General features: G+C 32.4%; 9 protein-coding genes. 5 read left to right on the top strand and 4 right to left on the bottom strand.

Features of this window, described 5'->3' with window-relative positions; translation table 11 throughout:
- Positions 1 to 485 precede the first annotated feature (485 nt).
- Positions 486 to 662, bottom strand: a complete 177-nt coding sequence (locus AW729_RS11115; protein WP_162685713.1) for a hypothetical protein — start codon at positions 660 to 662, stop codon at positions 486 to 488.
- Positions 663 to 1,609: 947 nt separating this feature from the next.
- Entirely contained in the window at positions 1,610 to 2,029 is a 420-nt protein-coding gene (locus AW729_RS01165) for a hypothetical protein (RefSeq protein ID WP_112123355.1), read from the bottom strand.
- Between the two features lie 488 nt (positions 2,030 to 2,517).
- Here AW729_RS01165 and AW729_RS01160 point away from each other — a divergent pair, with 488 nt between their 5' ends.
- The 5 genes from AW729_RS01160 to AW729_RS01140 all read left to right on the top strand — a co-directional run bounded on the left by AW729_RS01160 (position 2,518) and on the right by AW729_RS01140 (position 11,279).
- Entirely contained in the window at positions 2,518 to 7,122 is a 4,605-nt protein-coding gene (locus AW729_RS01160) for an Ig-like domain-containing protein (RefSeq protein WP_112123354.1), read from the top strand.
- 611 nt (positions 7,123 to 7,733) lie between these two features.
- Positions 7,734 to 8,309 carry a CDP-alcohol phosphatidyltransferase family protein gene (locus tag AW729_RS01155; protein ID WP_112123353.1) on the top strand — a complete coding sequence of 192 codons (576 nt, stop codon included), beginning with the start codon at positions 7,734 to 7,736 and terminating at the stop codon, positions 8,307 to 8,309.
- A gap of 1 nt (position 8,310) precedes the next feature.
- A complete protein-coding gene (locus AW729_RS01150) occupies positions 8,311 to 8,874 on the top strand; it encodes a hypothetical protein (RefSeq protein ID WP_112123352.1) in 564 nt (187 codons plus the stop codon).
- A gap of 21 nt (positions 8,875 to 8,895) precedes the next feature.
- Positions 8,896 to 10,572 carry an FAD-binding protein gene (locus AW729_RS01145; RefSeq protein WP_162685711.1) on the top strand — a complete coding sequence of 559 codons (1,677 nt, stop codon included), beginning with the start codon at positions 8,896 to 8,898 and terminating at the stop codon, positions 10,570 to 10,572.
- A 2-nt stretch (positions 10,573 to 10,574) separates the two neighbouring features.
- A complete protein-coding gene (locus tag AW729_RS01140) occupies positions 10,575 to 11,279 on the top strand; it encodes a 2Fe-2S iron-sulfur cluster-binding protein (RefSeq protein WP_162685710.1) in 705 nt (234 codons plus the stop codon).
- A gap of 722 nt (positions 11,280 to 12,001) precedes the next feature.
- Here AW729_RS01140 and AW729_RS11590 read toward each other — a convergent pair.
- A complete protein-coding gene (locus AW729_RS11590) occupies positions 12,002 to 12,124 on the bottom strand; it encodes a hypothetical protein (protein WP_257791399.1) in 123 nt (40 codons plus the stop codon).
- A 277-nt stretch (positions 12,125 to 12,401) separates the two neighbouring features.
- The gene (locus tag AW729_RS01135; RefSeq protein ID WP_112123349.1) at positions 12,402 to 16,508 is read right to left on the bottom strand and encodes an Ig-like domain repeat protein; all 4,107 of its coding nucleotides are present in this window, start codon (positions 16,506 to 16,508) and stop codon (positions 12,402 to 12,404) included.
- Positions 16,509 to 16,547: the final 39 nt, after the last annotated feature.

Here is a 16,547-nt window from a genome sequence, read left to right as displayed (position 1 = left end):
GTAAAATAATATAAATTTTATTATTGTTACTATCTTTAATTTTGAAAATTAATAAATATACGGTTTTTATTTATATATTAGAAAGAGTATAATATGTTTTATTTTAATTAGATAGTTGATTTTTTTGTTTGTTTTTATTGATTGAATTTTTTTCATTAATAATCTGTTTGAATACTTATAATCCTGTTTAATCTAATTGGGGGGGGGGGAAATTTCTATTATTATATTTTTTAAAGGATTTATATCATTTTATTTTATAATAAACATATAATTATCCATTTTTTAATATTTTTTTATAGTATTTTTTATCTTTTGATTAAATGTTTTTTAATCATGATGAATGTTGGCATGAAATAAATTTTTTTGTCTGGTTTGTAAATGTTTTTTTAAGTTCTTTGGAAGTTATTAAAGGATTTCCCATAGAATAACTTCCTAAAAAAAGGTAAAATGAAGGGGGGGGGGGGGTGATTTCAATATTTTAAATATTACACTGCTATTATGATGTTTTCTGTATAACTTTGTGTTTGATTATTGTTGTTGGTAAATTCAACAGTTATTTCGTGTTGGCCCAGGAGTTTACTTGTAATTTCAAGTATTATCCTGTAAATATCATCCGTCAGGGTACCGTTAAACACTACTTTTCCGTCAAGGTATACTACCAAGTGACCATTTGTGAATGACTGGCAAAATAGGATGTTCAGTTATTGATAGTAATCGTATTTGATTTGCTTACAAGCTTATCATTTTTGTATATTTTATATACAGGATAGCTTACTTTCATGGCAACTTTACGGGTGTTTGTTTAACGATAATTTTTGCAGGACGAAGCCGAAATATCACAATTGGAATCATACAACAGTATATCTTCACCATGTTCGGCATAGTTACCTGTGAATTTGGAATCTTCAATAGTGAGTTCCGAAGAATCAATGTATAATGCCCCACCACTGGAATAATAACCATCAACCCTGTTAAATCAGAATTGGATATTGCTATGGATGAACCATATTAATTATAGTTGTCCACAAAACCATCATTGATACGAGATACTACTGCCAATAACTCCCATTATTGCTCTTGAAATATTCAAATTATTGATATACATATTATTGCTTGAATTTAAACTTGAATTTCTTACCTCAATAGCTGTTATATTTGAATTCTTGAATATGATATTGTTAAAAACAACCTTTGAAGAATTTAATTTGAAAATTACCCACTTATTGCCTGCATTGATAATATGGTCATTACCATTAATTACAATCTTTTCACGATATTTATTATAATACCCTCAGTATAATCAGTATCTTTTGCTTCGTCAAAACATAATCCTGTGTAAGATTAACCTCATTTAGCAGATATTAAAGAGTTCAAATCATTAAATGAATTGCCATTTTAAAGAAATTCCGATAATAATTAAAAAAAACATCAAAACTAGAAATGGAATATTGAACTATTTGAATTTTAATGGTAATCAGGACTGGTGGAAAGGAAAATGATTGTTTAATCCTATAAATAAGTTACTGATAAAAAAAAAATATGTTGGGGGTGAATGGAAAATGGAATAAGAGAATAAATTTATCCGGATTAATATTATATAATGTAATCCTTATTTATTTACCTCTTTTGATAAGTCATTTACTGTTTCTTCCACTGCTTTCTGTGATAATTCTGTTACGTTTATACTTTTGGTTGTGTAAATTTCTTTATATTGATCATCACCGGCAAATTTGGCTGTGATGTTATATTCACCTGGAATTAAAGTACAAACCAATACAGGTTCAGTGCTACTGTTTACTGTATAGTTTTTACTTTCATTATGACTTACAACTTCTACAGCAACTGTTTTATTTGCTATAGATTCATTTGAACCTTTAAGATCCACATATAATGAACCATTGGATGTATTATTTATATCTATTTTTGTATCCTGTTTTAAAAAATCAAACATTCCTGCACTAACAGTACTGATACATCCTAATACCATTAATGCCAATAAGGATAGTATGATTACTTTTTTCATATTCATGAGTTAATCACCTTTTTAAAGAATTATTAACTTAATCCCATTTTTTATAAATAATTTTTATTTTTTAATCACCTTTTATAGGTGATTGTTTATATTTATTGCTTTAAAATATATAAATACTTTTTTTAGAAAAAGTTATCTATCTAAGGATTATTTTATTTTAAATATTTTGTTTGATTTTTTATATTTTTTTATGGTTTTCTATGCTTTTAGAGGGTGTTTGTTTAATCTTTTGTTTTTCTGTTGATGGTGTTTATAGGTGTGTTTTTATTTGTTGTAAACAGGTTTTTTTTGATGTTTTTATCTTATTAGTTTATTATTTTAGTTTTTCTCACATGTTTTTTTTGAAGATAGTGGAAAGTGGTTTAAATCATCGGTTATTCTAAGTAAAACTAATTTATACATACTAGTTTTACATGAATAATACAAGAAATTTTAAGTATTAGTCAATACATATAAATTAGCATAAACTATGGAGATTGCCTATTATGAAAAAAATAAGAACACTAATACTGTTTACAATTATTATAGTGCTATTGACAGGTATTGCAAGTGCAACAGATGCCATGTCAGATACAACAGGCAGTATCGATGATGTAAACAATGTATTAGACAATACACAAATAGTATCACAGGATGATACGATAAACAAATTAGATACAAAATATATTCAAAATGATAATAATTTAGAAAATCAAAAGAAAAGTAAAAACATTAACAAAAGTAGCTCAAATGATAACAACATCAAAGAAGCATCCGCTACGGTATCCACTTGGAGCGATTTATCCAATACTATTCAAACAGCTACAGAGGATACTACCATCACATTACAGGATGGTACTTATACAAATACCGCTACGATTCAATTGACAAATACCAATATCGTATTAACGATTGATGGTAATGGACAAACAATAGATGGAAATCAGCAGCAAGCATTTTATATAAATCAAGGTGCTTCTTTGATTCTTAAAAACATAAGCATAACAAATGCCAAAAATGAAGATTCCAATGGAGGAGCAATATACAACCTGGGATTATTAAACATCACAGACTCCAACCTAAACAACAACTATGCCTATATGTATGGGGGAGCAATATACAACAAGGGTATTCTGACAATCAAAAACTCCACAGTAAGCAACAACAATGCAAGATATGGTGGGGCCGCAGTCTACAACGAAAGACCCGGAATACTGACAATAACAGATTCCATCATAAATAACAACACCGCAGAAAATGGAGCGGGAGTATACAGTGATTTTGGTACTTTTTCCATTACAGGCACAACATTCGAAAACAACAATGTATCAAATCATGGTGGAGCAATATCATATGATACTAATACTGATGTATTTATTAGTATAATAAATTCAAGTTTCACAGCTAACAATGCAAATAATACTGGTGGAGCAATATGTGGTAATGGACATCTGATTTCTATGGGTAATGTATTTACCGACAATCATGCAGCCAGCAAGGAAACGATAGATTTATACAACTATTGGAATGGAGAATTTAATGATAACACCTATAACTCCACAGACATGAATCTTTCACAGATAAGCATAAGCATAAAAGATGACAGAACCTCTTTTGGCTATGATGAGGAGGTAACATTAAACTTTAGCATTAACCCATCACATTCCCATTATTACAAGGATTTTGAAGATGGAATTAATGATATAACCCTATACATAAATGGTCAGAGGAATATGACGGGAGGATATGAAAATATAACATTATCCGATTTGGAACCTGGAGAATATAATATTTATTATACCAGTTGTAATCAGCAATCAAACCAGGTAACATTCTATGTTAATCCTCCTGAATATGAAGTAAATGTGTCAGATTACTTTGAATTAAAAGAAGCAATAGAATTTGCTGAAAATATGAAATTTAACAGTTTTACAATTAATTTACTTCAAGGTGATTATTATGCAACTAGAAGTATTGACTGGAAAAATTCAGCTACCCGTAATATTACTATAAATGGTAATGGCCTTGAACTTTATGGAGATGACGCATTCCAATTCATAAAAATAGCCAAAGATTACAACCTAACACTTAAAAACATTAACATATCCTCTTACACCTCATCAAATGGGGCAGCAGTATTTAATGATGGATTATTAACAATCATAAACTCCACATTTAAAAACAACAAAGCAACAGAAGGAGGGGCAATATATAACAACGGTACTATAAACGTGACAGACTCCCTCCTAGAAAACAACAACGCAATCCGTGGAGGAGCAATATTCAGTACTGGTAATCTGACAATCACCGACTCCAGTTTTAACAATAACCATGCAGAGTTAGGAGGAGCAATTTATCATGTATCTAGTGAGAACTTTGACAAGATAATAAATTCAAGTTTCACAGGAAATACTGCAACCGAAAGTGGTGCGGCAATATACGCTCATGGATACCTGAATGCTACGGCAAACACATTTACCGACAATCATGCAGCCAACAAAGAAACAATAGATTTATTTGGCTATGAGAATGGAGAATTTAACACTAACACATATAACTCAACAGACATTAATCTTAACACGATAAACCTAAGCATAAAGGATAATGAACACCTATTCAGCCACGATGCTGATATAATCTTAAACTACACCATAGTACCTGCAAATCCTAACTATTATAAGGATTTCGATGAGGGAATCAAAGACATAACACTATACATAAACGGCCAAAAGAACATTACAACGGGATATGAAAATGTGACATTACCCAATCTGGAAGCCGGAGAATACACAGTTTACTTTAGCACATGTAATCAACAATCCAATACGGTAACATTCAAGGTAATTGGTCCTGAAGAAACAAACGTTTCAAGTTACGAAGAGTTAGTAGAAACAGTGACACATCTTACACATGAAAATTATTCTAGCTATACGATTAATTTACTCCCTGGAAAATATAATGCAACAGAAAGTATGAGCTTGGAAAACTCCAATACCACAAATATTATCATAAACGGTAACAACAATACACTCGACGGACAAAACACATACCAGTTCATCAATATGACAGAAAACAACAACTTAACCCTGAAAAACATAACATTAACAAACTACACGGCAAGATATGGAGGAGCAATCTTAAGTGAGGGTAATTTAACAATCACTGACTCCAAATTCTACAACAACCATGCAGACTATGGAGGAGCAATAGACAATGAATATGGAATAGTAGTCATCGAAAATACAATACTTGAAAATAACACTGCAACGTGGGCAGGAGCAATATACAATAATGTTGAAAACATGACAATTTCTAATTCCACCCTACAAAACAACAAGGCAGAAGAAGACGGAGGAGCAATATATAATCGTTTTGGAATATTAACAATGAACAACTCGGTACTTAAGAATAACACTGCAATTATAGGAGGAGCACTCTATAATAATAATATTAATGAGGAATTTAGCTATATACTAAATTCAAATTTCACAGATAATAGTGCAACCAATGCTGGTGGAGCAATATTCTCTTATGGATACATAAATATTACAGGCAACAATTTTACCAATAACCATGCAAACTATCGGGAAACGATTGAACTATATGGATATACAAATGGAATACTTAAAGGTAACACATATAACTCCACAGACATGAAACTTAACACGATAAAGCTAAACATAAAAGATTATCAAATATTCGGTTACGGTGAGGATATAATCATAAACTACACCATCATACTGGAAAATCCACACTATTATAAAGATTTCAATGAGGGAATCAAAGACATAACACTATACCTAAACGGCCAAGAAATCAAAACAGGATATGAAAACATAACATTATCCAATCTACAATTAGGACAATACAGCTTTTACATTACAACATGTAACCAAAGGTCAGACATAATAAGATTCAATGTAGAGAAAAATAACCTGGGCATGACTGTTGAAGCAGAAAGTGTTCCAAAAGATGACAGGACAACAATCACCATAAGCCTAAACAATACAATAACAGACGGTATGATAGAGGCATTTATTAATGATGACGAAAATCCCGTAGCGACAATCACAGAATTTGATGGAAGAACAATCACCATAGAAGATGTTGACACCTCAAACTATAATCTTGGTGAAAACACGGTAACAGTCAAATACACGGGCAGCCAAATATTCGAAGACTCAACGGCAACCGCCACATTAACGTTATATAAACGGGACGTATCAATGACGGCCGGTGATATAAACATCACAATTGATGAACAGACAAGCAACCTAACCGTAACGTTCAACGCTACGGTAAATGACGGAGTCGTAAACGTACTGGCAAACAACAGGATTATCGGATCATATATCATAGAGGAGGATACTACAAGCGTGGACGTTATAATATATGATACGAACATACCAACATCCCCAATTACAATCACAGTAACATACACGGACAGTCAAGTATACAATGATGCAACGACAACCATAACAATGACGAAAAATAAGGTACAGACAGCCATGACAATTGATCCGGTCACGTTAATAGCCGGCCAAACAACAACCATAACCGCAAGAATAAATACAGTAGAGGACACTGCATTAAACGTGGGTAAGGTCGCATTTAAAGTAAATGGAAAAACGTTAAAAGACGCTAACGGCAAAGTAATCTACGCCAAGGTGGTTGACGGAATCGCAAGCGTTGAATACACCGTACCGGCTAATCTTACCGGTCAGGATATCAACATCACGGCATCATACTCCGGATCAACCAGATACGACAAAGCCACAGCTAACATTACGGCAACCGTTACAAAAGCCACGCCGACAATCACAACAAATGACATAACAGCACAAAAAGGTGAAACAATAACACTCACAGCTACAATAACCGACAACGACAACATCATAAACAAAGGCAAAGTAATATTCAAGATAAACGGTAAAACACTAAAAGACACTAACGGCAAGGTAATCTATGCAAATGTAGAAAATAACATTGCAAGGGTTGAATATACCCTCCCTGATAACATGAAAGCCAAGGAATATACCATAACTGCCGTATTTACATCAACAGACTATGATAGAGTAGAAGATAGCAAAACATTACTTGTAACATCATAATCCCCCCAATACCATTGGAGAATAGCATATAATATTCTCCACCATATCTATTTTTTTCCCAAATAATAATATACATAACCATAATCCTGCATTTTAATAAAACAAAGCATTAAATTAGACAATACATTACAACTGCCTTTTAGAAATAATCTTCATTATCAAAAAAATCCTGTTTCAACGGCAATAGAAGATAAATCGGAATATTATTTTTTTAGAATCAACATTAAAAGCAGTTATCAAATAATTGATAAACAATCTATTATATGACATACAGACATGTATCAGATATTTTCAAATTTAAGATAATGCCTTAAATTACAGTAAAATCTAACAAAGAAATTCCAATAAACCATGAAACCATAAACACAAAGATACACCAAAAACGTTACAATAACCTAAACCCCTCTTTTATCCCCTTTTTTTAAAAACTTAAATATCAATCTATTTATCTTGCCTTTTAATCCAAATACTTCTTATGTTTACATTTGTTGTTTAATATCATTCATTGTAATGTTTTAGTCGTTATGAATAAACAAAAGGTAATTTTAAATGCAATAAACCCGATGAACATTATCTCATATTTTTCTGCATTTGCATAACTTTTATTAGATATGTTTAAGATAATAATATTAATGGAAAATAAGGATTTTATCATGAATTATAAAAACATACCACATATTCTATCCGTTTCAAGAATTTTCTTGTCTGTTGTCTTTGGTTGGTATTTAAACAATCTATTAAGCCATAATCAGGAAATTATCCTTCCAATATTGATATTTATTTTAATATTGGCCACTGATTTTCTTGACGGGATGATTGCGAGAAAAACTTCAAACACTACGGATATGGGTGCATTCCTGGATGTTAGTGCAGATATGTTTTTTGTACTGGTTTCATACTTGATTTTATCATTGAATAGCCTGCTTCATCCATTGTTTATTCTCGTATTGATATTTAAGTTTGTTGAGTTTATTTATACTTCAGGCAAAAAGAATACGGGTAAACTGGTATTTGATAGCTTGGGAAAGAATGTGTCAAAGTTTTGGATAGCGTTTCCAGGAATAGTTTGCATATTATGTTATTATAGGATAGACAATTTGGTATTGATTATTAATGCAGTTGCATTAATTACTACGATTTTATCATTATTATCCACCATTACAAGAATAGTTGAAAGTAGGAAGTAATATGAGTTTATTGGATAGAATTTCTTTAAGAAAGATTAATTCATTGGTTTTACTGGTAATCATTTTTTTACTGTTAAGCCATGCATTTGAATCACTTTTATACCTGATTGGGATAACTCCATATTCTCCTAGTTTACGGGTTACCGGCAGAAGATTATTCATATGGGTAATGATTCATATGATAATTAGCTTATACCTATTTATTAGGGATAGGCATGCCAACCGTAAATATAGGAATTATAATAATATAAACAATGATACCAGAATACAAATGCTTAGCGGAATTGCAATTGTAGTTTTTGTCATATTGCATGTTGTCACATATTCGCTTTCACCAGTTAATGTACTTGGTAATCATATGGTATTTATTCACCTGATTATTGATAATCTACTGTTTTGTTCTTTATTGATTCATCTAAGAATAAGTATTCCAAGATTAATGGTATCATTTGGTTTCTTAACCGAAGAAAACTCTTTTGATAAGTTTTCATATTGGACATCAGTAATATTTAAAGTGATATTTGTTTTGTTGTTAATTGCAGAAGTGTTATATTATCTGTTATAAGCTATGGGAGGTAATGATTATATGGATACGAAGAATGTATTGGTTATAGGGGCAGGATTGTCAGGTTTAACCTGCAGCGTGAAATTAGCAGAAAAGGGAGTTAACGTTTGTCTTTTTTCTCCTTCACCCTCTGAAAGATCACAATCCGTGATGGCTATGGGTGGAATAAACGCTGCTTTAAATACCAAGGGACAGGATGACTCTCCAAGCCAACATTATGCTGATACGATAAGTGGTGGCCAGGAAATAAATAACCATAGGGCAGTGAAAAAATTAACTGATGATGCACCGGATATCATCAGGTGGTTAGATGATATTGGAACAAGCTTTACACGAGATGATAACGGTAACATAGATCAAAGATATTTTGGTGGACAGAAAAAACAGAGAACTGCATATGCGGGGGCACGTACCGGAAAACAGGTATTATCTGCAATAACTAGGATGCTTAGAAAATATGAGCATGAAAATCTTGTAAAACGTTACATTGGATGGAGATTCCTGTCACTTGTTTTGGATGATGATGACAGATGTGTTGGTGCGGTATTAATCAATGAACTTACAGATGAAATAAGGTCCTTTGCCGCAGATTATGTGGTCATAGCAAGTGGTGGTATGAACAAGGTATTCGGAAAGATATCCGGTTCACTGCAAAATGATGCAGGTACGACAGCCAGGCTATTCTTGCAGGATATTAAGCTTGCAAACCTTGAAATGATACAGTTTCATCCCACCACGATAAGAACTCCCGTGAAGAACATGCTCATTACCGAAGCTGCCAGGGGTGAAGGTGGTCGTCTGTACACACTTAGGGATGATGAAAGATGGTACTTCATGGAGGAGTGGTATCCGGAACTTGGAGCGTTGATGCCACGTGATGTTGTATCACGCAGCATCTATAAGGTCTGCAATCAGTATGACCTCGGTATTAATGGTGAAAACATCGTATATCTGGATGTGTCATTTTTACCCGAAGAAACCGTAAAGGTCAAATTGGATGAGGTTTATGATGTCTGCATGAAATACATGAACCTTGATCCGACAGTTGAGCCAATACCGGTATATCCAGGTATACATTACTTTATGGGTGGTATATTAACGGATGACGAACATAAAACCAGTATCAAGAACGTGTATGCGATAGGCGAATGTTCGGCACAGTACCATGGGGCAAACAGGCTTGGTGGAAACTCACTTCTTGGAGCCATACATGGAGGATATGTTGCGGCAGAAGAGATAACAGGACAAAATGTTACTTCAGATAATCATGATGATATAATATTGAATGAACTTAAAAGGCATGAAAATGCATATGTTGAATGGAAAAATAACCAGACAAGAAATCACACTTCCTCATATGTTATTGAAGAAGAATTGGCAGGGATAATGAACAATGCTATGGGAATCTATAGAAAAGAGGAAACACTTAAGGATGCACTGGTACAATTGGAAAAACTCGAAGATAAAGAGGTTTACTCCCATGATAGTTACTATGAATATGTTCTGATAAAGTCATTAATACCCTTATCAAAGGCAATAATTAAATGTGCAATGGAAAGAAAAGAAAGCAGGGGAGCTCATCAAAGAATTGAATATCCAGAAAAAAAGGACAAATACCTGAAAACAACTGTTATACGTAAAATTGATGATGAATATATTGTGTCATTTAATGATACTGATGAGAAGATGGGATGGTAATCATGGAAACATTAAAAGTTATAATTAAAACACGAGAAAATGATGAAGAAATCATAAGAGAATTTGAGTATGCCGATGACTTGAACATCCCGGTTACAACCCTGCTGGAGCGAATAAACCATACGCATGATACGAAGATACATTATTCATCCAGTTGTCTTCAGGGATTATGCGGTAGCTGTGCAATGCTCATAAACGGATGGCCAAAACTAGCATGCAAGACATTCGTCAACAAAGAGGTTATGACGAATTACTTTCATCAGATAACGATAGAACCGTTAAGTAAGTTTCCAATCGTCAAAGATCTTATCATCGACAGAAGCATGATATATGAAAACATGAAAAAGGCACAGCAGTGGCTAGATGAGAATGCAAAAATCAATCCCGACAACATTCAATTCGAATATGAAGTATCCCAATGTCTAATGTGTGGCTGTTGTCTTGAATCCTGCCCCAACTATAATGGAGAGGATAATTTCATGGGAGTGATATTACCTGTATCATCATCAAAGGTCACCGCCCAGGAAACAAGCAAGGAAAAACTAAAACTTCACAGACAAATACATAAAAAGCACTTCTATAACAATTGTGTCAAGTCATTAGTCTGCGAGGATGTCTGTCCAATGGAAATACCAACACAAAGGGCAATATCCCGAATGAATCAAACATCCGTCTGGAGTCTTTATCATCTGCTAAAAAGAGGATAACAAAATAATTTTCCCACTTTGAAATGTAATTATCCGATAAAACTTACTGATTAACCGAAAGTGAAGAAAGATAAGTATCTTCACCCCCCACCCCAACATTTTTTTAAATGCATTCCAATTAAATTTTTAAACATTTTTTTATCCATTTCTGTATTGTTGCATCGTTTGTAATGGTTGAATTGATCACCAGCATAATGTAATAAAAACCCTTTGATAAATATTCTGTTTTATAGGTTAATGAATATATCGATAGATAAATGTGTGCGGCTGTAGATAATACGGGGCTCTTTGAATATTGGCATGCTCCTATTATACCCCGAAAACAAACTATAGTCAACCATACTAGATTCAACTTAGTAAAAGATTTCCCATTATTATTTTTTCAATAATCAAGGATTTGAAAATAATGGATAAATCTAATCCAATCTCTTAACATCCAAGTACACATAGCATATTCACACTTATCAAAAATAGAAAAATGATAAAATAATATACGGGTATATGTAGCTCATAAAAGTTATAAATAATAAATACATAACTACCTTTAATAATTATCACAAAATCAATTATAATTATGTATTTTTTAGTTATAAGTATAATTTTAATTAATCGAATTTTTTATTATTATTGGATATGAAATGTTAGGTTTAAAGCTTTTCAAAAAATTTGTTACCATCTCCCCATACACTTTATACATATATTGATATTTTAAGAGAATGTGTCTAATCAAAGGTTATTCTTTTCTTATTATATTTTCCTTTACGAAGTTCTATTCTAATGTTCTGATTGTTTGCACATTCAAATAACCTGTCCTTCAGATAATTATATCTTTGCTCCGGTGTCATCTTTTAGTTGTTTCATCCAGATTAGTTACTACTGATAAATATTTAATTACTCGAAAAATAAATTAAAAGTTGAAACATACCACATTTAGTTTCGGAATCTTTAAAATAGGATTTTACCAATATTGTGCATATAATCCATAATTAATGCTATTATATTGCTTAGAATGTGTAATTATAATACTTACAATCCAATAATAAATAGTTGCAATCCTTTTTTGCATGAAAAAAAGTGTAAAATGAGAGTTAAATAGTTATTACTCCCATATTGTTCTGGTGATTATTCTATAGTAAGTGTTTTTGTATCTTCCAAACGTTCATAGTCAGGTGATGTAAATATTGCCGTTAAATTGTATTTATTAGACTTCATATCAGCTGGTAATGTGTACTCTACGCTTACCTGGTTGTTTACTACCTTAGCATAGATGACTTTACCGTTAGCATCTTTGACTGTTTTACCGTTTATCTTGAAGACTACTTTACCATTGTTTATCACTTTGTCGTTGTCTGTTATTTGTGCTGTTAATGTGATTGTTTCACCTGCTGTTGCTGTTATGTCACTTGTTGTTAGTGTTGGCACTGCTTTTTCTATGGTTATTTCTGTTTTTTCACTGCTTAGTTTTTCGCATTGTGTGGATCCTGAGTATACTGCTTCGATAGTGGTGTCTTCTTTTGTCCATTCACTTGGTACTTCAAAGTTTTCAATTGTTGCTACTCCGTTTACTACTTTAACATAGATAACTTTACCTCTTGCATCTTTCAATGTTTTTCCGTTGACTTTAAATGTTACTTTTCCTTTGTTGATGTTGGCTACTGTTCCATCATGCTCGGTGATTCTTGCCGTGATGTTTATAATGTCACCTACGGTAGCTGTTATTGGATCTATTATGAGTGTTGGTGGTATTTTTTTTACTGTAAATGTTATTGTCGTCTGTGATGATTTGTGAGTTTCATTTCCAAGGTATTGTACGTTTATAGTGTAATCTCCAGGGGTGAGTGTTGTATCAGTTAATATTCCGCTTGTGGTATCTGCTGTGATATCACCCGTTACTTTGATACTGGAATCTGGCAGTATTTCCTGATTTTCTGCATCGATAACTGTGAGATTTATCTGTACATTACCTTCAGTATTATTGATGATGTTATAGATTATATCTGTAGTTCTAAGTATGATTATGTCCAATGAGGTTTCTTCTTCAAGAGAATTGATTCGGTTATCAACATATTTGAATGTTACCGGGTTAATCATTGAAGATGACGTGAACGGTATGGATACTTTACCTTCATCTAGAGAATATTCTGTTTGGGTTTCACCATTAATAAATATAATTTTACCTGATGGTATATTGTTTTCATCTAAAATACTTGCTTTTACCGATACATCAATTGTTACTGCATTGATTGCATCATCCTGATAATAATCAACAGTTAAATTGGCTATATTATTTCTTAGGAAGGTATTTCCTTCGGCAGTGTAAACTCCTGAACCGGTTACTTTGAAGAATGTACCACTGGTTGCCGTGTTATCACATACTTCATTTGATATGAGATCAATTTCTCCTCTTGCATCAAAGATGTTTAAAGCAGTATTGTTGGTTATATTGGAATTTTCTACAGTCAGCACAGCAAATCTTGCATTTGTCCTGTCATATGAATTGATTAGTGATTTTGAACAGTTGTTGTCTTTAATGTTTGAATCAGTAATCGTTAAGTTTCCTCTGCTTAAGTATATTAAATATTGTGTACTTGTTGAATCAGTGATGTTTACCTTGTCTAAAACTGATTTTTCATTATTATAATGGAATAATGACGTATTTGAAACACAATCTTTAACATTTACATTTGTAAGGTTTACTGAACTGCGAATATCACTCTGGTATAATACTGCCCCGGAATTGTCGGAACTTGAAGCTGTAAAGTTTGTATCTGTAACTGTACCATTACCTGATATGTATAATGAACCACCCGTTTTTGCTCGGTTATCGGTGAAGACGGAATTATCTATTGTTGTCATGAATTTAGAGTATACTGCTCCTCCACCACTTGAATATTGACCCGTAAATTCTGAATCAGTGATTGTTACAGTAGCTTTAACATCATATATTGCTCCTCCACCTGTAGAAGCATTATTGTTAATGAATTTTGAATCTGAAACTACTAAATCACCCTCAGAATATACTGCTCCACCGTATGAAGTTGCATTGTTGTCTTCAAATGTAACATTTTCCAGAGTTAATTTACCAGTTGTGTTAATTGCTCCACCATTTTTGTTGATACCATTGATAAATTTAATATTTTTAATTTCAGTATCATTTGCTTTTATGGTGAATATTAATCCTTCATGATTTGCATCCAGTACTACGTTTCCTTCACCTGTAATATTTAATGCAGATGGGACTTCTACATTTGTTATCTGATATGTTCCTTCCAGAATGATTATGTTATGATTTTTTTCCGGATTTGAAGCCATTTCTATAGCGGCGTTAATTGTTTTTTTAGGTGTGTTAATTGAACCATCATTTAAATCTGAACCATCAGGACTTACATAGTAAATTCCATTGTATGGAGCTAAAATTATTAAATCAGCAGTTGTACTGTTTTCAAAGAACCAATCATCTGCCTGGTAAGTTGCCGTTATTACATAAGTTCCTTCATTCACTTCCGGAACGAATACAATTTTTGCTTTACCATTTTCAACTGGAGCACTTCCGACTTCTTGGCCATCTAAGGATAAAGTTACTGTTCCATGAGTGAATACGTTTGATTTACTATCTGTTACTGTTAAATAAGCGTTTGTTGAAATTGATTTTTCTGTAACTAATGAATCCATTTGTAATATTACCGGTTCTTGAGTAAATGGATAATTTCCTTCTACTGTATTATTTGTACCTGTTATATTAAATGATCTGGAATTGACATAAGATGATACGTGTATTTCATTATCCAATACTTTACTATTTTTTATCATTAGGTTTAATGAATTAATATCTCCATCAGATAAATCTGTTACATTAACCATATTTTCTGATATTAGAACTTTATCACTTGATTTTGCGATTTTTATACCTGTTAATTCTGGTAAAATATCTTCAGAAAGACCATTTAATGTTCTTGTTGAATTTCCTGTGATGATGATTTTGTTGTTGGTTATGTTGAGTCTGTTGGATGTAGATCCACCTATACCCATTACTTGTCCGCCTGTTGCCGTTAAAGTGTTGTTATTTATTACCGTGTCAAATGAACGAGCTCCTCCATAGAATTCTATAAGGTATGCTACGTCTGCATCATTTACGAGTATATTGTTGTTTTCAATTAAACCATTATTAATATCGCCCATACCGTTTGTAGTGTAAATTATACCATAAGACAGGTTTCCATTACATGTTATGTTATTTTCTATAATTTTTGAATAATTTCCAAATGCATATTCAATTCCATAAGCATAGAAACTTGTTGAAGTTATTTTGTTGTTTTTTATGGTGTTATTGTTCATAATGTTGTTTAATCTGATTGAATAGGCATATTTTATTGCTTCAGTTGTTATGATGTTTCCACTTATTTCATTGTTTTCAGAACCATCATGTTCATCCATATAAGCAGACATTGGATCTGCATAGAAATCAACTCCTACAGTAGTTGCTACTTCTCCACCACTGCTATTAGTTGCTCTGGTTGTAATGTTGTTATTTGTTATCCTATTATAGTTTATTTGATGAGCATGAATTGCAGATAAACTGGTTATCGGCATATATCCATCCTCATATTTTACAGGATATTCTGTTCCACTGACGGTTATGTTGTTGTCTGATATTAGGTTGTTGTCTGAAAGATCCATTGTTATTGCATGTGTTTCTCCTTCATCGTTATGTTGTATGATTGTATTGTTTTGAATTTTAATATTGTTTACTTCACTTAGCAGTATAACTGCATTAGTATAGTTTTTGTCTTCTATGTAAACGTTTGTTAATGAACTTCCATCTGCTCCTGTAAAGAAGTTGAATGAAGAGTTATAAACTTTTGTATTTGAGTCTTTTGACGTGATGGATACTGGTGATGCAAATGTAAAGTCTTTAGCATTGAATTGTCCTGATAATAGTATATCTGAGGCTTCATCACTATATACTCCATCCTGGAAGTATGTATCATAGTTTTCCTGTGTAACTTCAATACTTGCCGCTTTTTTTATCGGAGTATCCGTTTTTTCAGTTTTAATAATCTGTTTTTCTTGTGTAACAATATCATGTGATACTGCTGTTGAATCATCTGCTACTGTCTGTACATCATTGGTACTGGTTGCGGTATCCACATTTACTTCGGATGCACTTGCTATTCCTATTAAAAGTACTAATAGAGTAACAAACAATAGCAATTGTTTAATGTTTTTCATTTCGATTCACTACTCTCCTTTATGTTTTGTGTTAATGTT

It is taken from the genome of Methanosphaera sp. BMS (assembly GCF_003268005.1).
Classification (GTDB): Archaea; Methanobacteriota; Methanobacteria; order Methanobacteriales; family Methanobacteriaceae; genus Methanosphaera.
Note: the sequence above shows the minus strand (reverse complement) of the source record. Positions and strands in the feature narration are given on the sequence as shown.